Genomic DNA, 16293 nt, shown 5'->3' on the forward strand with positions numbered 1-16293 from the left:
TCTGGGGTCCGTTACCAGATGGAATAAGAAGAAAGTACTGATTTCGAGATAGATCCATAAATCAAGAGTTTAATTATGGGTTTTCTCAAAGCCACTACTTTCTCAACAATCTGAGCTTTTTCAATTATTACAACGCCCTATAGAGTGAAGTTAAGCCTTTCGACGTATTTGCGGGTGATTACAATTACGTTGTGTTTTTATTGCGTCCTTTATAGGAATTAAACAAAGCACTACACTCCAATGTAAAAAATATTTGACACGAAGTGAAGTTAACTATATTGTATGTATATAATTTTTTACATCATGTAAAATAAAACATACATAAAGGAGATGCCCCATGACGTATCACTCCAAAAAAGCAATCGTATCCATCCTCACTTCCCTTCTTGTTTTTCTTTATCTTTTTATCGATATCCAGGGGGCGGGTTCCGCAGGAGTAGAATCTCTGCCACAGCTTTGGGGAGTCTTCTTTCTGAAATGGATCGTAATCGAGGTTTTAGCGAAGATGGTGATCCTGATTGTTTTCAATATTTTGAACAGGTTAGCTACACGAGAAGCAGAGCCTTCCTTTGCCGATGAACGTGATCGAATGATTGAGCTAAAAGCGGTCAGAAACTTTTGCTTTATGTTTTCCTTTGGTTTTTTCGTCGCAATGGGTGCACTAGCGATTCATCAACCCCTCTCAGTCATGTTTAATACCCTGGCAATAGACTTCTTTCTCTCCGGCCTAGTCTTGAACCTGTCCTACATCTTCTATTATCAGAGAGGATTTTGAAATGAAGAAGAACTTGGTCAAGAATAACATACGACAATTACGATTTATGAAACATGAGATGACCCAGCAGCAATTGGCCGATCGGGTCGGCGTGACAAGACAAACTATCGTTGCTATTGAAAAAGAGAAGTACTCCCCTTCGCTCGAACTGGCGTTTCTGATTGCTCAAGTGTTTGAGCTCCCGCTGGAAGAGATTTTTTCTTTTCACCCACAAGGAACTGACAGTAGCCAAGCAACATCACTTGAGGAAGAAGGGAAATAACATATGAAGACTGCGATATGTACGAAATACGGGACACCAGATGTTATTCAGATTAAAGAAGTCAAAACACCGACTGTTCAAGACGACCAGGTATTGATCAAAGTGCATGCAACGACCGTAACTTCTGGTGACTGTGTGTTGCGTAACAGCAAGATGCTGGTTATGAGGCTGCTCTTTGGTCTCACGAAACCAAGAAAAGATATCCTGGGAAGTGAATTATCCGGGACAATCGAGGTTGTTGGTAAGAACGTCACCAAATTCAAGAAAGGTGATTCCATAATTGCCTATACCGGGATGCAGGTTGGTGCACATGCAGAATATATAACCCTCTCCGAGAATGCTGTACTCACGGCAAAGCCGGAAAACATGACGTTTGAGGAAAGTGCAGCTATTGCCTTCGGTGGTACGACGGCTCTGTATTTTCTCCGAAAAGGAAACATTCACAATGGTCAAAACGTGCTCATCTTTGGTGCTTCTGGAGCCGTGGGTACTTCCGCTATTCAGCTGGCTAAGCACTTCGGAGCCACTGTTACCGCTGTATGCAGCAGCCGCAATTTTGAACTGGTGAGGTCGCTCGGAGCAGATCACGTCATTGACTATACCCAAGAGGATTTTTCGAAAAAAGGGACGCGCTACGATCTTATCTTTGATGCCGTCGGCAAAAGCTCAAAATCGAGCAGCAAACAGGCATTAACTCTAAGCGGCAAATACATTTCGGTAGCAGGCGGGCTTGCCAAAGAAAATCTTGACGACTTGCTCCTTCTTAAAGAGCTTGTAGAAGCTGGAGAATTGAAATCGGTCATCGATCAATGTTACCCCTTCGAACAGATTTCTCAGGCTCATGCTTACGTTGAAAAGGGTCATAAACAGGGGAATGTGGTCATAACGCTGTAGTCGTCAGATGGATGAAGTGTGGAGGAATGAAGCCGCTGTGAGCCTGTGATGGATAAAGGAGAACATTCCGCGTATCGTCAAATGGTGTAGAGAATCACAGCGCCTTCGATTTTATATGATTATGAATCCTATTGCGGCGAGTAACAGTAGATGTATCGGATAGAACCAGTAGAATCCATATTGCAGCACCTTGTTGATATTGCCCTTCCTCCCGTTATAATAAAAAGTTAATAATATCCCCAAATACGCACCAACGGTGTTAAGAAGCGTGGAACGCCATGCAGAGTCAAAATCATCTGATAGCCAAAGCAGCAGTTTCCAGCGGGAAAGCAGGATGACCCCAATCCAAACCCATGCCTGTTTAGGCTTAGATACATCTTTTAACAGATAAAACATAAACACAATAAGTATATAGCCTTCGCTTCCCTCCGTTTTTATCAACTTGGCGAACAGGGCTATTAATAACACAGAGACAAATCCGATCAACCTATTATTTTGCTTGAATCGTTCGAAGCAAGTGATCGCCAGCAACCCAAGCCCCAGTGTAAATAAAATGTTCAGATTCACCTCATATGGTGTGATTTCAGTACCAAGCACTTTAGCTTCAGCTTGAAAAAATAAAATATAAGGTATTTGAGCAAGGGCTGCAAAACAAAAAATTCGTAAAAGGTATCTTTTTATATTACTGGTATGCATGTAACCGTTAGCTATACAGAACATAAAGACAGGTGCAGCCAATCTTCCAACAAACATCAATATCGTCGGTAAGGTGTCCAGAAGAAGATTGCAAATCAACTCCCCATGTGCCGGGTAGATCACTTCCAAATTTGAAGCAACTGGCAGCAATAGTTTATGTAAAGGAAATATTCTGAGCATATGATCAAACAACATGGAAAAAATCGCAATCAGCTTCAATGTTTTGAGATTCATTCTCCTCATTTCTCCTATTCAGAAGCACTAATAAATACGATGTTTTGTGTTTGAGTCCCTTCTGCATGCTGTAATTGCGGTTTGGATACTCTCGCACCTTGTGTAATTTGGCTTAGTATTTCTTTATAGGTCTCGGCGGCAAAGTCCGCTTTCTCTTGCGTCCATTCCCCCGTCTTGACCAGCTTGTTAATCACCATCAGCTCCGCCTCCACCCAACGTTTAAACTCCTCGTAGGTATACCATTCAGGTTCAATGACAGAAGAGCTGGATAGCTGTGACTGCTTACTCTCATTATCGTTTACAGTACTGTCATATTGAGTGGCAACCATAATATCTTCTGAATCTGCAAACTGAATATTCTCAACAACAAATTCGTTTATCGTCCCTCCGGTCAAGAATATACAAAGCGCCACAAAAATCAATATAGATGTCGCCCGTTTCTTTTTCCGGGTATCCATCAATGCGAAAATGCGTTTCTTCAGTGTATCTCTACCGTTATACAGGTGAGTTGTTATCGCGGTCTGCCGCTTGGCTACTGCTTTGGCTGTGTCAATAATAATCGCGGCATATTGCCTGCGTTCTTCCAGACTTGCGTTATTCAAAACTTCTTCATCACACGAAAGCTCACATTGCTCCTCAATGGCCTTGGCCATCAAGTAAACCAGCGGATTAAACCAATGCAGTGCCGTTGCCAATAGCACCAAAGCTTTGTACCCCAAATCCAAACGTTTGATGTGAACCAACTCATGCTTGAGCACAACATTCAACGCTTCAGGAGTCATGTCTATGCTATTCAAGGTAATTACTGGTTTGAACAAACCGCTCATCATCGGTCCAGGTATAGCTGCGCAATGCTTTATATTTATACGTTTCCGTATACCCAGTTCTCCCTGAAGAAACTGCATGGTCTCCATGATCTGCTGATCTTCAACATCATTACTCCAGCGGGCTATCATCTTCATCCATCGATAATGGCGAAGCACATGAAAGGCTATCACGACACAGACGCCAGTGAACCAAAGCACTGCAATTACGTTCCAAATATTACTGTTTATCGTCAGAATTTCATTTGAAGCTGCGCCGAGAAGACTGCGACCTGCTTCTGAAATAAGATCAGGCATCAACTCTATTGGGTTCAGTTGAATCTGAGGTGTGAGTGCGAAGTGAGGGCGGAAGGGTATTAACAGGCCAATGATTATCACCAGCCAGATGTAATACCTCCATTTTGCAGAATAACGCCTGGATAACGATGGAGTGAGGGTTATGTAGACTAGTGCGATAGCTGATAATGTCAGGGAACTTTCCAGTAGAGTGATTATGAAGGCACGCATCCTAATCCCTCTTTTCCTTCAACCAGGTTAATAACTCATCAAGATCAGCATTTTTTAATTTCCGCCCGTCATACAGAGCCGCAACCAGGCTTGTGAATGAGTTGCCATGATACTTCTTCATAAAATCTGCAGTCTCAAACTCAAGATATTCTTCTTTAACTATAAGTGGAAAGTAGGTACGTTCCTTGCCGTTCTTTTCCGTTCGGAGGAACCCACGCTCCACAAGCCGCAGCAATAACGTAATGATCGTCTGTGCTTTCCATTCCTTCTCTCTTCCTAACTGATCCATAATCATATTGGTCGTTATTGGAGGTTCATTGTCCCAGACTACCTTCATAATCTCAAACTCCGTATCAGGAAGCTTTTTCATCATACAACCTCTCTTCCCCATATTCTACAACTGTCTACTATTATATTCTACAAACGTCTTATTTCAGAGTCAAGTCCATATACAAAAAAAGTTTATAAAACAGACCCGTCGGATCCATCTTATAAACCTGTTGTCTTCCCTATTTTTTAACAATATAATCGACAAAGCCCTGCCTAATGCGTTCGCCTTCATAGATTCTCTCCAGAGTACGGTCTTCTTTGAACAAGACTTCCATATTGCCGAATAAAGGGTCTGCCTCGGAAGCTGTATAGTAGGAATGAATGACCGGCTGATCGTCGTCAAACTGTTCATACTGATGGTCACCAAGATGAGGACCTTCCCCGCAGCGAAAATCGTTCACTGTAAGAAAATTAACGAACAGCAATCCCCCCGGTTTCAGCGTCCGGATCATTTCTTGCAGGGACTGCGAAACCTCATCTTTTCTCATATGAAATATCGAATTATAGGAGTACACAAAGCTGAAGGATTCATCGGCAAAAGGTAAGTTCCGCATATCCCCACGCTCAATGTTCAACTGAAGCCCTCTTTCTTGTTCGTAAGCCTGGGCTTGCGCTATAGCAATAGGATCAAATTCAATGCCATGGGTAGTATATCCATACTGGGCAAACAACCCTAAAGAAGGGCTGTCTCCTCCCGCACCGCAATCCAGCACAGTTCGCTCTAGCCCGGTCTCATTGCAAAAGCTAAGGTAGCGGTATAGCGGGATGTGCTTGAAAATTTCGTTCATATTAAATGCTCCTCTTCCAGACCCAACTTCGCGTATAACTCTGTACAATACCCCTGTAAGGTCTTTTCCAGTTTACAAGCTTTATTCTTGAAGCGTTTCAGCTCACGCAGCATTTGAGATCTTCCCGCTGGGGTGAAGGTCTCCTGAATCCGCTCTTTGAAATAGTCGTGGACAATATGATTGCGCTGCTTCCAAACTTCTTGTAATTGCGCCGTTTCTTCTTCGGAGAACGGAAAGTGATGCTGGATTTCTTTGATGAGCTGGCCGAGGGAGTTGCTGAGTTTGCGCTGGTACAGATCTGTAAGATCGGCTTCCGTGGGCGTCTTCCCTTGCGAAAGCTTGGTCAGTAGAAGCAGATTCGTGAGCTGCTGCTCCAGCGCCTGACAATAGTAGACTGCCAAGCCGAAATAGGCAAACAGTTCCTTTGATTGTTCACTCTCCGGTATTCTGGTATCCTTCATCGTTCCTCCCGTTCAGTATCTTTGGATTTTGAATACACCTCTGATTTTTAGATAGAACCATTAATTTTTATTCATATCTCTCTTGCCCGATCTGTAGCCGTAGAATCCGATCAATAATGCTGTATAGATAGTAATGTGAAGTAAAGGAACCAGCACAGCCACCCCAGAGATCTGATCGGCATTCATCATGGCATCCATGACTGGTGACACCGGCGGGAGTAGTAGCCGCAGATAGGTCAGAGAACCCGGCAAGAATTCAGTGATCTTCGTACCACCAATGGAAATTATGATCACAGCGAGCATGATTCCGGTAGCATGGCTGGCTTTCTTGATCACGGACGACTGCAGGAACAATGAGATCGCAATTCCCAACAACCCGAGCAGTGCATGACCGGTTAATGCCAGCATGATTCGGTATAATCCTGCTTGTTCATCAAAACGTCCAGTCACCAGCGGATATACAACGATCAGCACGTCCAGCAGCAAAGTCAGGACCCCGAGTGTGAGGAGACAGCCCATGTTGTATTTTCTGATACTACGTAAATGAACGGTTGTCAGTTGTCTCTGTACCGGATGTTCATGGTTTAAAAAGCTCAAACCCAGACAGGCGCAGCCGATGAATAGGATTACAGCTGTAGCAGCATAGCTGTTCATCACTGGATTGGGTGTGTACGAATAAAGTACCAAAACGGCAATAAGGATGCCTGCAAAAGGGGCAAAGTAACGCTGGGACAGTGTATAACTTCGCAGCATATACACAACAAGTGATGTCATGACTTTCCGCCCCCTTCAGGGGTCTTGGGATTCATCCACTGCTCCAAGTCTGACCAGCCATCGCATGGTTCCACAGATACAACAGATCCTCCCCGCTCCAGCACCTGACGCAAGTACGCATCGGATACCGCAGCATCAACAGTGAGACCCAGACAGGATTGATCATGTAATTCCGTCACGACTTGCAAGGAAAGAAACCCCGGCTGATCCCGCCATTGGCGAAGCTCCTCTTCCTGCAAATGCTTGAATACTATGTATGTTGTGGGACGCGCGGATAGCTCCTGTATTCCCTGTTGCATTCGTACCGTTCGTCCGGCTTGCAGAATGTGCAGATGATCAGCAAGGGCCTCCACCCATTGCGGTTCATGAACGGAGAATACCACGGCCGTTCCTTTTTTCTTTCGTTCACGCAACAGCTGAACCAGCATATTCTGAGCCGAAAGATCCAGCCCCGACATCGGTTCATCCAGCAGTAGTAACTCCGGTTCTACAAGCAAGCTTTGAATCAGATTTATCTTCTGCAGCATCCCTTTGGAAAAGTTATTCATCGGCTGCCCCCGGAAAGGTGCCAAATGAAACAGTTCCAGCAATTCTGCCATTCGTACTTCAATCTCACGTGCAGATAACCCGCGTATTCTTCCCATACTGCGCAAATACTGCTCTGGTGTGAATTTCAGCCCTGGAAACGCCTCAGGCGCATAACCTATTACCAGGTCAGCTTTCCTGCGGATGGCTCCCGATGTAACCTGGACCAGACCTGCGAGAATGGACAATAGCGTACTTTTGCCGGAACCATTTCGTCCGATCAGGGCAGTAATATTTCCTGGCCGAATACTCATCGACACTTCTTGGAGCACCATGTGTCCTGTATACATTTTGCTCACAGCTTCAAGTTCGGCACATGCCGCCTCAGCTGGGCTTTCAACTATGCCCTTTCCTGTTTTAATCCCCATATTCTAACCACCGTGAAGCTTTCCGCTCGGACCAACTTGCAGTTGTATCCTTGTCCATATCTATGTTATCGCGCAAGGCCTGCACTCTGCTCCGGCCAGCACATTTCCAATTCATCTGAGTAGTGCCATTCACAGGATCATTCATACTACACACTCCTTTATCACCTCCATGTAATTCGCCGGGCGCCTCCCTTTTTCCTCTTAATAAATCTAATTTTTGGAGAGAAAATGAAATAAAACCAGACCCAAGTTATCGCTAACATAAGGTCTGGTTTTAATATTGTAAAAGATTCAGGGCAGCTTCTTAAGCATACACCTCAACTGTCTCACTAATCATACGGCAGGCTGCTGCACACTCCCGGCAAGCTTCGATGCAGCTCCGGCAATGCCTATGTACATGCTTACTGCTCTCGTCTGCACAGGCTTCGCAAATATCTGCACACAGACGCAGAATCTGAACTACAAACGGACTTTGACGCGTCATGGCCTGAATGGCAAAGGAGCAAATGTCCGCACATTCCCGATCGAGCCGGATACTCTCACGAAGCTCCTCCAGGTGGTACTCTTTCAGGCTTGAGACATAACTGTAATTACAGGTGTTCATGGTCTTGATACAAGCATCAATGCACTCCTGATACTGAATTCGGGTCATAGCCTTAACCTCCTGCGATTTTTTATAGGGTATGCCTATCTATTAACCTGCAAGAAAAGCAACGAACCAGACCTTGTGGCACTTCACAGACAGTTACAAGCTTCGTCTGACCGCATTTGGCCGGGCGAGCAGACGTTTCTCTAGTCGCAGCAGTTTGCTACGCAGCTCACCTGACGAAAAATGCTCCCCAATAAATACTGCCACATTGGGCACATCGCCCTGCGGTGTGATCTTCATGTAATCCGCTTCTCTGTAAGCATATTGGAACAAGTAACGGCTAGAGGTATCATTGAACTCCACAATTCCCTTCGCCCGATAGACGTCCCGCGGCAAATCTTTGACAAACTGCTCGAATTCTTCGCTGTTCACTGTATTCTTGAAATAATGCGTGTAAGCCATAACATGATCATGCAGCGCATGGGTGCTTCCCGGTGCAGTATGATTGCCCTCTGTCTCAACTTCATGTGAGGTATCGTCACCTTCAGCTTCATCTGTTAAATCCTCGGCTTCAAGACGAATGCCTCCGGCCTGACTTAGCACTTCTTCAGAATCCAGCTCACAACGCACCGCCGGCATTACTGCCGCGTAAGCATTCCATTTCCGCAGAACAGTCAGAACTTCCTCCTTCTCTTCCTCTGTCACCCGATCCAGCTTGTTTAAAATAAGCACTGAAGCACAGCGAATCTGCTCCTGCATTAGACGATAGGTTGCTCCCTGCTGGGCGCGATGCAATTCCAGAAGATGTCCGGCATCCACAACAGTGATTAAGCTTTTCAGCTCTACCTTCAGATACAGCGAAGTCTCGGTCACCCCGTCGACGATCTCCAGCGGATTGGCTGCGCCAGTTGCTTCAATCACAACGACATCCGGCGATTCCTTCTTAATTAGTGTAGCCAGCTCAGTGCTAAGATCGCCACGGATCGAACAGCAGATACAGCCGCCCAGCAATTCAGCCATAGGCACGGACTGTTCAACCAGGAGACCATCAAGATTTACCTCTCCCAGCTCATTCATAACAACAGCCGGGCGTAAGCCTTGGCCTTTCCAATGATCCAGCAGACGCTGCAAAAGCGTTGTTTTGCCGCTCCCCAAAAAGCCTGACAATATATACACAGGTATAGCCTGTTCCATGTTTCATCTCTCCCTGCAAAAAATCGGTTATGGTAGCGAGTGTACTACATCAGGACATAGGCATGCAACCAGTCCGATGCTGTTCTTCCTGAGCGAAACAAAAGCTGAAATCGTTCTCAAACAGGATACCCGCTTAGAAAACTTCGGTTATCAGGTGGCATTCACCTATTTTGCAGCCTACAAGACAATAGACCAAGCAGGCTTTTGTTCTGTGCGTATAATACGATAAGTCCAATGAAGAGGAGCTGAAATGAAATGACTTTTTGCCCCAACTGCCCAGAACAAACTGTAACAGACCCGCCGTCTTTTGTTTATGAGGATTACTATCACCCACAGGTGGTCAATGTCATTCATCCCGTCGAAGTCATCAGACGTCATCACTGTGTGCCGATTCCAAAACATTGCTACTCTTACTCTGTCAAAGACGTTATGTGCACAGTATCCAGCGTTCGTAGCCGTAAAAAAAGATAAACTGTCGCTACCAGACTTATTCAGTCCTGAAGCTGTAGTCAAGGCAGCACTAAAAAGGAGGTACCCGCAAGGGACCTCCTTTGGACTTATCACTCAGCAGTTAAATACGCTTCCAGCAAAAGTTGATACTTTTCGTACCACTTCTTCCACTCGTCATCACGAGATTCTAGTGACTTCCCCTCCATTAAGGAAGAGAACACTTCCAGACATACTTGCCAACCCGCGAGATCCTTCGCGGTATGCCCAGTAACCTTGCCCAGTCTCTCGATCAATACCAGGTGACAGCCCTGCTGCTCAGGGGACAGCTCAAAGCGTACAAGATCAGCACCCCACGTGAATTCCAACACAGCATGAGGTGTAAAATCAGTGATCTCCATCGTTATCGCTGTACCGCTTGGCATATCGAATATTAAACTTCCACCCTCACGCAGATCTTTTACCCGTAATTCAGGAAACCATTGGGACAGCTTGTCATTCTCAGTCAACCAAGACCAAACTTCCGTTACAGGAAAAATGTAGTGTCGGTCAAATCGGGCGGTGTATCCTGCCTCAGTCTTTTCTATGGAAGCTATCATCTGCATCCTCCTTGATAAAGTAAACTATTAAGCCGAACAAAAGAAATTAACAAAAAGCAAAGAGGGAAGGTTGGAGCTGTAGGTGCAAAGTGCTCACCTGGAAGCTTTCCATAGGAAAGCTTCCACCAGAACATAGACTATTGACAGATTGCAACCACCAGAAGCGGTATATTCCCTTCACTAGTCGTCTTAATAGTGAAAAAGAGGGGCCACCTCTCCAACTAACGGCATTTTTGTACCTTATTTTTCTTTAATATAGACAAAATAGGGAAATGAGGGTATTATTGTATCTTATTTTTCGGAAAAGCACGCTAGGTGGGGTATTGGGAAGATTTAAGGTACAATATTGCACTTAATCTCCACTAACCCCTAGCTGCAGAGGATTTAAGGTACAAAAATGCCGTTAATTACACTTCGATACTTCTTAGAAGTTTTTCTTGGCTATGTTTGTTTTTTAAATGCGTTCTATATAGATCCCATTACTTCCGAGTATTCCCCAAATATAAGTCTATTCTACTATAAAACAATCTACAAAATAATCCCCGCTACTCCTCTCTGCTGCCCGATGGATTGTAAAATAGTAAAGTCCGCTATCATGACCGCCTGATGAACAGGTTTGAGGTATCTCTGACTACCAGGATTACCTGTATAAGCGAAGCATAGCTGGAACATTGCTACAAGTACCCTTATGTATTCAGGCAAAAAAACCTCTTCTTTCTGAAATGGAAGTTGGGACCGATCCCTGTATAACCTGCCATTTTCAAAGAGAGGTTTCATTGATTTGCACCTTACGAATTCAAAGTTATTCTCAACGTCCCGTTTGCCCCGGAACGTTATTCAATAGGACTACAATCTGATTGGCACCTGTTCGCTTCAGGACAAAAAAACCATGATCAGCGCTTGTAGCCACTCCCTCGTCATTCGGGCGGCAATATCCATGGGTGACACAACTTCCATCATCACGAACGCGAATTTGTCCCACTAATCCTACTGCTACCCACTCCGGCCGTTTCGGCCGTGGAAGATACTCCCTATCAGCATCCCAAGCAGGGTTCAGGAGCGGCTGCATTTCTTTGCGCTCAGGAATCAGCAGATGTCCCTCATTATCCTGATGAGCTGGCAGAGTCACCTCATGATACTGCTTGCGCCCCCATTCGTCGGTCACATATTTGTCCTGCCAGCGCAGACCTGCACTGTTGCCGACAAAGCCTGGAGTAGCACTAGTAATCCCAATAATAAAATCATCAGCAGATGTTGCTTTCCGAATCCGGTCTTCTTCCTGCACGGTGACAAAGTAACCTACATCTAATGGCTGTCCGTCTGCGGTCTCGAACATTTCGGCATGGTCAGCCGCCGGACTTAAATACATGCCGTCGATGTACATATCGAAAGTAGATCCGCTCCATTTGGCCCCCAAGCCCCTAACCGTACTGGAGGTACCGTTCCCGATAAACCAAGAATATGCTTCATCCGCGTCACCAAAGCGGCCCATAATGTGGGATGCCGTAAACGTAGTATTATTCCCCTGGCCTTCGGCGTGAGAGGCTTCACCGCTAGATATATTGTCTTCACCTTCCGCATGGGCATAGGGTCCATCGGCTAGGGTACCAATACCTTCGGCATGAGAAAATGGACCATCGGCCAATGTATACGCTCCTTCTGCGTGCGCAGAAGGCCCGCTGGCATGGGTATGGAGGCCTTCGGCATGAGAAGATGTTCCACTGGCAATGCTACTCTGCCCCTCAGCATGTGACCCCGCATTGCCGCTGGCGACGGTGTCCAACCCCTCCGCATGGGACGGAGAGCCGATCGCTACCGTACTTTGCCCTTCAGCGTGAGAAAAATCTCCGATGGCCCGGGGACCTGGCGAACCGGTTATACTGATCGTGCCTCCCTCCGCATGAGCAGCGAACCCGAGGGCGATGCTGCCCACTCCTTCGGCATGACTGCTAGCTCCGCTAGACAGATTCGGAGAGGGGGTGTTCAGTCGATCTAAGCCACCACCTTCCGCATGAGAGGCCCTTCCGCTGGCAGTGTTCCCTTCCCCTTCAGCGTGAGCAAATAATCCGGAAGCCACCGTCTGCGTTCCTTCCGCATGGGAAGCCACACCGCTGGCAACGGTTGACGATCCCTCGGCATGAGCCGTGTCTGCGGTAGCCTGACTCTGGTAGCCTTCCGCATGAGATGCACTTCCACTAGCCGTAGTCGTATTTCCTTCGGCATGTGCTGTATCCGCACTAGCCAATGTCTGGTATCCCTCTGCATGGGAGGCGTTCCCGCTTGAGGTTGTAGCGCTGCCTTCGGCATGAGCCGCGTTAAACGTGGCATTGGCCTGGTAGCCTTCCACATGCGCAGCAATGCCACTGGCTATAGTATCGATCCCCTCTACTGTAGAATATTGACCAGTCGCATTCTGGTTGCATTCGTTTACCATGCCATCCATCACCCCAATAGATATATTAATTGTACATAGCTATAATATTCGGGTTAGATAGGACAGCAATGGCTATTAAACTACGAGATTCGCCCGTTTTCTGTAAAGAAGACTGAAAGACTCATAGGCCGCAAGCGTATGGCAGCGCGTCACAATAGAAGTTCTTGCTCATTCCAGCCAGGTTCATAACAAAAAGGCAGACGCATCATCCTTAAGTGAATGAAACATCTGCCTACCCGTTCATCAGCTTTGTGATGTTGGAGTAGGTCTGTAGTAGACCTCGGTGCCCCTTTGCAGTTTTTTAAGATGCTCAGGCGGCTCATCCTTCGACAGATTCAAACGCTCCAGCAGTCCGGTGAACAACGATTTAATCTTTTTAGAATACTTGGCCTTTTCCTTGCCCATTGATGTGTAGACGAGTGAGGCATTATATTTGCTGTAAATCTCTGTCTTCGTCGTTGGTGTTACAGAAATGTCACTGCTCCCATACCACTCTGGGATTCGTTCCTTCCGCTCATCCAGGTTCGAGAATACATGCAGCGTAATATTCTGAGAGGGCTGTCCAGCAATCAGATACTGGTAGCTGACGTTTCCCCTGCTGTCTTCGGCGAACATCTCATGCGTCAGCTTGATTCCCTCTCCGGCAAATGAGCGGCGCATTTCACCCAGAAAACGCCCGTTGAGTCCTTTTCCCTGTGACTGTGCACGCAGCACACCGTCCTCATAGGCTTTCATGCTGTATTTATCCGCTTCCTTGCGGATCTGATGCCCTCTGCAGCCTGCCAGCACAGCTGTCAAAACGAACGCAACAGCCAGTACTTGGAGCCATTGTCGCTTCATCCCCGCCACCCTTTCCCTATAAAGATCTTATTGCTACACCTGTCAGTTGTAGCATGGCTGGGTGGGGGGAGAAATATGCGGTTTTTACTCAAAAATCATCCTGAGTGGATCTTTAAAAAAATCACATTTTTAAATTCGGTGCATTCTCGGTGTCCTTGAAAAAGCTAGAACCCTCACTTACTGGGAGGAGAAAAATCATTCTTAATTTGGTTACGTATAATCCCAACTTATGAATTTGATTTTGTATTATTCAAGTAATAGATCTTCTTGGATAAACGCACTACTTGTTATTCTTCCCTCTCTTTTAACAATAAAATCCCCTCATCAATAATAATTCAAATAAAAAAGACAGCCCATTCTCAAGCGAGTTGGATTGCCTGTGGTGTCATTTTCAATATGCACATTTGTTACGACTTCATCTCTATTTCCATTTTCTGTAGTTCTGCATCCAAATGCCTATCATACTTTTTCATGAAGCCGAGTATATTGTCAAATTGTTCTGCGGTTATATGCTCAAATACAACTTTATCCCGATCAATAAACTTTTTATGCATTTCCTCGTGGACGTTATAAATTACTTGTCCTTGTTCGGTTAACCTGAAATAGATTTCTTTCTTATTATCTGGCTTCTGATAGCTTTCAATAAGTCCCTTTTCGATAAGCTTCTTGGTCATTTTACTCAGTGCACCCCTAGTCATATAAAGGTACTCCGCAAGTTTTGTCACGTTGGAATCTGCATTGTCGCCAATATATTCTATGCAACCTACTTCAGAGAACGTATAATTCCTAAGACTGTCTTCCAGCTTAAGCCTATTCACCCAAGCGATCTTGTTATACAAGTCCCTGAAACTTATTATGACCTGTTCTTCTTTGTCCATGGCCTGTCCTCCCGCTCGTTTGTTCATAAAACATAAAGAGTATTATAACTATTTTTTGTTTCTTTTTCAACAATATGAAGATGATCATTTAGGGATTGAGCTATAGGTGACAAAGGAGAGCCGAGAGCGTAATAGGCATTGAGTAAAGTCAAGACTAATCATTTTTTCCAGTTGTTCAGTAAAGTATTATTAGCTAGTCTTTCACAGAGAACTCTACTAACATCAAAAAAATCACTATATATTTCTTCAAACATTGTTGAAACTGCAACTTTTTCCATAAACACAGAAATTGGTTGCGGTATCCAGTGAGTACGACTAATACAAGTGACCCTCACAAGATTCTTGTCCTCTTCAAATACAAGCTGTCTTTCAATTCCCTGTTCATAGAAATCCAATTGAAAGGAAAATACACCCGCTCTTGTTTTTTCTAAAATATCAGGAATTTGTTCAATTATTGTTGCTAAATCTGTTCTACAATCAACAGGCCAATTATCTTGTCCAAAACCAGAAACAATAAATGACACAAATAGTGATGATTCAAAAGCTTCGCATATACTTATCAGAACTGCCACTGCATCATCAAGTGCTGAATCAGGTATTATATATTCGGTTTCAGGTATACTTTCCAATGGCTTCTCTAAGATTAACTCCATCTTAAAAATGTTGTATCACCCATTCATACTACTTAGTTTCTATCGAATCGGACAAGCAATCTAACACCTATTAAAGATGAAACAATGATTAAAGATTGTATTCCTCAAGGCTGATCATGTGTTACCTTCTATTTCATTTACAAAACATCTCAAGTCTATCTGATTGAAGGAATTGTAACGAAGTCTCGTTCACAGCACCATATTCAACAAAATTCTCACGGGCATGAGCAAGTGTCATGTGGTTAGGTGAACTATAGTAGTTTAGATATGTATTCCCATCATCTTCCCAAAAGCATACTAAGCAAATCTCGTATTCACCCTTTATTGGAAGTGTCTTAAATTCACAGCACGGACAACTATAAAGTTCTTCCTGCACCCCCTCAACCTCCTGATTAGAATGTAGGAGTACTGACACTCTCTTCGATAAATACTCGTTTCTAACCCCAAGATATTTTTTTCTTAAAGCCACAAATAACAATACATTGTAAACTTCATCCATTGCATCTCTCTGAGGTTCATCAAAATGGAGTATCTCTGATTTTAATGTTTTCGGCAAATTATCAAATCCAGGATGGTTTTGGTCTATCCCCCACCAGTCAATTAGAATTTCTTCCCGTTCTTCCTTAGACAAATCTTCAATCGTTGAGTTTAAAATAATGGTTATTGCTTCATTTCGTGTCACTCTTTCACCCCATTTATTATCCACCACCGAGTGATTTTGCAGGATTAATTCCGGTTGCTTTCGTTAATCCATTAGATCCATTAGCACGTACTTCATACAATCGATTCGTCCCCAACTGGTGACCGGAAAGAAACTCACAAGCTTATTGAACATATCTTCTGTTTCTCTTATAGATAAAATCTCAATATTCTCTCCAAGCGCTAGAGTACATTCCTCAAATAACGTCATTTTGTCTCCAGTCCGTATATAGTAAGAAACGCATCTTCGTTAAATGCAAATTTCCTTTCTTTCACTATATATTCTTGTTCAAATATATGTATAATATCTCCGACAGTTAATGTCGGGATCGGAATCTGGGTCTCTTGTTCAAAAATTAAGACATTAGTTTCATTATCAAAAAATCTAGTTATGAATACTTCTACTGGCGAATATTCAGGTGTATATTTTACTATCACCATACATTTTCACTCCTTTAATTT

Annotated in this window: 21 protein-coding genes; 3 read left to right on the forward strand and 18 right to left on the reverse strand. The window is 44.5% G+C overall.

The window, feature by feature from the left end; genetic code table 11:
• The first annotated feature begins 337 nt into the window (after nucleotides 1-337).
• Genes ACFRAM_RS01645 through ACFRAM_RS01655 form a run of 3 tightly spaced genes read left to right on the forward strand, consistent with a single transcriptional unit; the run spans nucleotide 338 to nucleotide 1931 of the window.
• Nucleotides 338-775 (forward strand): hypothetical protein, encoded by a 438-nt coding sequence (locus tag ACFRAM_RS01645; RefSeq protein ID WP_175373315.1) that lies wholly within the window; start codon nucleotides 338-340, stop codon nucleotides 773-775.
• Between the two features lies 1 nt (nucleotide 776).
• Nucleotides 777-1037, forward strand: coding sequence for a helix-turn-helix transcriptional regulator (locus ACFRAM_RS01650; RefSeq protein WP_175373316.1), 261 nt, complete (start codon nucleotides 777-779; stop codon nucleotides 1035-1037).
• 3 nt (nucleotides 1038-1040) lie between these two features.
• Nucleotides 1041-1931 carry an NAD(P)-dependent alcohol dehydrogenase gene (locus ACFRAM_RS01655; RefSeq protein ID WP_379464272.1) on the forward strand — a complete coding sequence of 297 codons (891 nt, stop codon included), beginning with the start codon at nucleotides 1041-1043 and terminating at the stop codon, nucleotides 1929-1931.
• Nucleotides 1932-2042: 111 nt separating this feature from the next.
• Here ACFRAM_RS01655 and ACFRAM_RS01660 read toward each other — a convergent pair whose 3' ends face one another.
• The 18 genes from ACFRAM_RS01660 to ACFRAM_RS01740 all read right to left on the reverse strand — a co-directional run bounded on the left by ACFRAM_RS01660 (nucleotide 2043) and on the right by ACFRAM_RS01740 (nucleotide 16272).
• Nucleotides 2043-2861, reverse strand: a complete 819-nt coding sequence (locus ACFRAM_RS01660) for a TraX family protein (RefSeq protein ID WP_379464273.1) — start codon at nucleotides 2859-2861, stop codon at nucleotides 2043-2045.
• Nucleotides 2862-2875: 14 nt separating this feature from the next.
• Nucleotides 2876-4192: a M56 family metallopeptidase gene (locus ACFRAM_RS01665; RefSeq protein ID WP_379464274.1), complete on the reverse strand. Its 1317-nt coding sequence runs from the start codon at nucleotides 4190-4192 to the stop codon at nucleotides 2876-2878.
• Nucleotide 4193: 1 nt separating this feature from the next.
• Nucleotides 4194-4565, reverse strand: coding sequence for a BlaI/MecI/CopY family transcriptional regulator (locus ACFRAM_RS01670; protein WP_379464275.1), 372 nt, complete (start codon nucleotides 4563-4565; stop codon nucleotides 4194-4196).
• Nucleotides 4566-4701: 136 nt separating this feature from the next.
• Nucleotides 4702-5310 (reverse strand): class I SAM-dependent methyltransferase, encoded by a 609-nt coding sequence (locus ACFRAM_RS01675; RefSeq protein WP_379464276.1) that lies wholly within the window; start codon nucleotides 5308-5310, stop codon nucleotides 4702-4704.
• Nucleotides 5307-5771 (reverse strand): hypothetical protein, encoded by a 465-nt coding sequence (locus ACFRAM_RS01680; protein ID WP_175373324.1) that lies wholly within the window; start codon nucleotides 5769-5771, stop codon nucleotides 5307-5309. Before ACFRAM_RS01680 ends, ACFRAM_RS01675 begins: the two co-directional genes overlap by 4 nt.
• 60 nt (nucleotides 5772-5831) lie before the next feature.
• Nucleotides 5832-6545: a hypothetical protein gene (locus ACFRAM_RS01685; protein ID WP_379464277.1), complete on the reverse strand. Its 714-nt coding sequence runs from the start codon at nucleotides 6543-6545 to the stop codon at nucleotides 5832-5834.
• Nucleotides 6542-7498, reverse strand: coding sequence for an ATP-binding cassette domain-containing protein (locus ACFRAM_RS01690; RefSeq protein WP_379464278.1), 957 nt, complete (start codon nucleotides 7496-7498; stop codon nucleotides 6542-6544). Before ACFRAM_RS01690 ends, ACFRAM_RS01685 begins: the two co-directional genes overlap by 4 nt.
• On the reverse strand, nucleotides 7488-7643 hold the full coding sequence (locus ACFRAM_RS01695) for a hypothetical protein (protein WP_379464279.1): 156 nt from the start codon (nucleotides 7641-7643) through the stop codon (nucleotides 7488-7490). Before ACFRAM_RS01695 ends, ACFRAM_RS01690 begins: the two co-directional genes overlap by 11 nt.
• 159 nt (nucleotides 7644-7802) lie before the next feature.
• Nucleotides 7803-8150: a four-helix bundle copper-binding protein gene (locus ACFRAM_RS01700; RefSeq protein WP_066361829.1), complete on the reverse strand. Its 348-nt coding sequence runs from the start codon at nucleotides 8148-8150 to the stop codon at nucleotides 7803-7805.
• Between the two features lie 93 nt (nucleotides 8151-8243).
• The gene (locus tag ACFRAM_RS01705; RefSeq protein WP_379464280.1) at nucleotides 8244-9281 is read right to left on the reverse strand and encodes a CobW family GTP-binding protein; all 1038 of its coding nucleotides are present in this window, start codon (nucleotides 9279-9281) and stop codon (nucleotides 8244-8246) included.
• 560 nt (nucleotides 9282-9841) lie between these two features.
• Nucleotides 9842-10327: an SRPBCC family protein gene (locus ACFRAM_RS01710; protein WP_379464281.1), complete on the reverse strand. Its 486-nt coding sequence runs from the start codon at nucleotides 10325-10327 to the stop codon at nucleotides 9842-9844.
• Nucleotides 10328-11135: 808 nt separating this feature from the next.
• On the reverse strand, nucleotides 11136-12761 hold the full coding sequence (locus tag ACFRAM_RS01715; RefSeq protein ID WP_379464282.1) for a peptidase G2 autoproteolytic cleavage domain-containing protein: 1626 nt from the start codon (nucleotides 12759-12761) through the stop codon (nucleotides 11136-11138).
• A 243-nt stretch (nucleotides 12762-13004) separates the two neighbouring features.
• Nucleotides 13005-13601 carry a hypothetical protein gene (locus ACFRAM_RS01720; RefSeq protein WP_379464283.1) on the reverse strand — a complete coding sequence of 199 codons (597 nt, stop codon included), beginning with the start codon at nucleotides 13599-13601 and terminating at the stop codon, nucleotides 13005-13007.
• Between the two features lie 407 nt (nucleotides 13602-14008).
• Nucleotides 14009-14479 carry a MarR family winged helix-turn-helix transcriptional regulator gene (locus tag ACFRAM_RS01725; RefSeq protein ID WP_175373331.1) on the reverse strand — a complete coding sequence of 157 codons (471 nt, stop codon included), beginning with the start codon at nucleotides 14477-14479 and terminating at the stop codon, nucleotides 14009-14011.
• A 158-nt stretch (nucleotides 14480-14637) separates the two neighbouring features.
• Entirely contained in the window at nucleotides 14638-15108 is a 471-nt protein-coding gene (locus ACFRAM_RS01730) for a hypothetical protein (RefSeq protein ID WP_379464284.1), read from the reverse strand.
• 157 nt (nucleotides 15109-15265) lie between these two features.
• Entirely contained in the window at nucleotides 15266-15814 is a 549-nt protein-coding gene (locus ACFRAM_RS01735) for a CPCC family cysteine-rich protein (protein WP_379464285.1), read from the reverse strand.
• A gap of 63 nt (nucleotides 15815-15877) precedes the next feature.
• Nucleotides 15878-16042, reverse strand: a complete 165-nt coding sequence (locus ACFRAM_RS28760) for a CDI toxin immunity protein (RefSeq protein WP_483875003.1) — start codon at nucleotides 16040-16042, stop codon at nucleotides 15878-15880.
• Nucleotides 16039-16272, reverse strand: coding sequence for a hypothetical protein (locus ACFRAM_RS01740; RefSeq protein ID WP_379464286.1), 234 nt, complete (start codon nucleotides 16270-16272; stop codon nucleotides 16039-16041). Before ACFRAM_RS01740 ends, ACFRAM_RS28760 begins: the two co-directional genes overlap by 4 nt.
• Nucleotides 16273-16293 lie beyond the last annotated feature (21 nt).

The sequence above is a fragment of the Paenibacillus sp. NPDC056722 genome (genome assembly GCF_042790635.1).
GTDB lineage: Bacteria > Bacillota > Bacilli > Paenibacillales > Paenibacillaceae > Paenibacillus_AQ > Paenibacillus_AQ agri.

Bases quoted from the DNA above. Each gene is read 5' to 3' on its own strand.
- ACFRAM_RS01710 (WP_379464281.1), bottom strand. From the start codon at position 10,327: ATGATAGCTTCCATAGAAAAGACTGAGGCAGGATACACCGCCCGATTT.
- ACFRAM_RS01655 (WP_379464272.1), top strand. From the start codon at position 1,041: ATGAAGACTGCGATATGTACGAAATACGGGACACCAGATGTTATTCAG.
- ACFRAM_RS28760 (WP_483875003.1), bottom strand. From the start codon at position 16,042: ATGACGTTATTTGAGGAATGTACTCTAGCGCTTGGAGAGAATATTGAG.
- ACFRAM_RS01725 (WP_175373331.1), bottom strand. From the start codon at position 14,479: ATGGACAAAGAAGAACAGGTCATAATAAGTTTCAGGGACTTGTATAAC.
- ACFRAM_RS01665 (WP_379464274.1), bottom strand. From the start codon at position 4,192: ATGCGTGCCTTCATAATCACTCTACTGGAAAGTTCCCTGACATTATCA.
- ACFRAM_RS01740 (WP_379464286.1), bottom strand. From the start codon at position 16,272: ATGGTGATAGTAAAATATACACCTGAATATTCGCCAGTAGAAGTATTC.
- ACFRAM_RS01685 (WP_379464277.1), bottom strand. From the start codon at position 6,545: ATGACATCACTTGTTGTGTATATGCTGCGAAGTTATACACTGTCCCAG.
- ACFRAM_RS01645 (WP_175373315.1), top strand. From the start codon at position 338: ATGACGTATCACTCCAAAAAAGCAATCGTATCCATCCTCACTTCCCTT.
- ACFRAM_RS01660 (WP_379464273.1), bottom strand. From the start codon at position 2,861: ATGAATCTCAAAACATTGAAGCTGATTGCGATTTTTTCCATGTTGTTT.
- ACFRAM_RS01695 (WP_379464279.1), bottom strand. From the start codon at position 7,643: ATGAATGATCCTGTGAATGGCACTACTCAGATGAATTGGAAATGTGCT.
- ACFRAM_RS01670 (WP_379464275.1), bottom strand. From the start codon at position 4,565: ATGATGAAAAAGCTTCCTGATACGGAGTTTGAGATTATGAAGGTAGTC.
- ACFRAM_RS01715 (WP_379464282.1), bottom strand. From the start codon at position 12,761: ATGGTAAACGAATGCAACCAGAATGCGACTGGTCAATATTCTACAGTA.
- ACFRAM_RS01680 (WP_175373324.1), bottom strand. From the start codon at position 5,771: ATGAAGGATACCAGAATACCGGAGAGTGAACAATCAAAGGAACTGTTT.
- ACFRAM_RS01690 (WP_379464278.1), bottom strand. From the start codon at position 7,498: ATGGGGATTAAAACAGGAAAGGGCATAGTTGAAAGCCCAGCTGAGGCG.
- ACFRAM_RS01720 (WP_379464283.1), bottom strand. From the start codon at position 13,601: ATGAAGCGACAATGGCTCCAAGTACTGGCTGTTGCGTTCGTTTTGACA.
- ACFRAM_RS01675 (WP_379464276.1), bottom strand. From the start codon at position 5,310: ATGAACGAAATTTTCAAGCACATCCCGCTATACCGCTACCTTAGCTTT.
- ACFRAM_RS01705 (WP_379464280.1), bottom strand. From the start codon at position 9,281: ATGGAACAGGCTATACCTGTGTATATATTGTCAGGCTTTTTGGGGAGC.
- ACFRAM_RS01700 (WP_066361829.1), bottom strand. From the start codon at position 8,150: ATGACCCGAATTCAGTATCAGGAGTGCATTGATGCTTGTATCAAGACC.
- ACFRAM_RS01650 (WP_175373316.1), top strand. From the start codon at position 777: ATGAAGAAGAACTTGGTCAAGAATAACATACGACAATTACGATTTATG.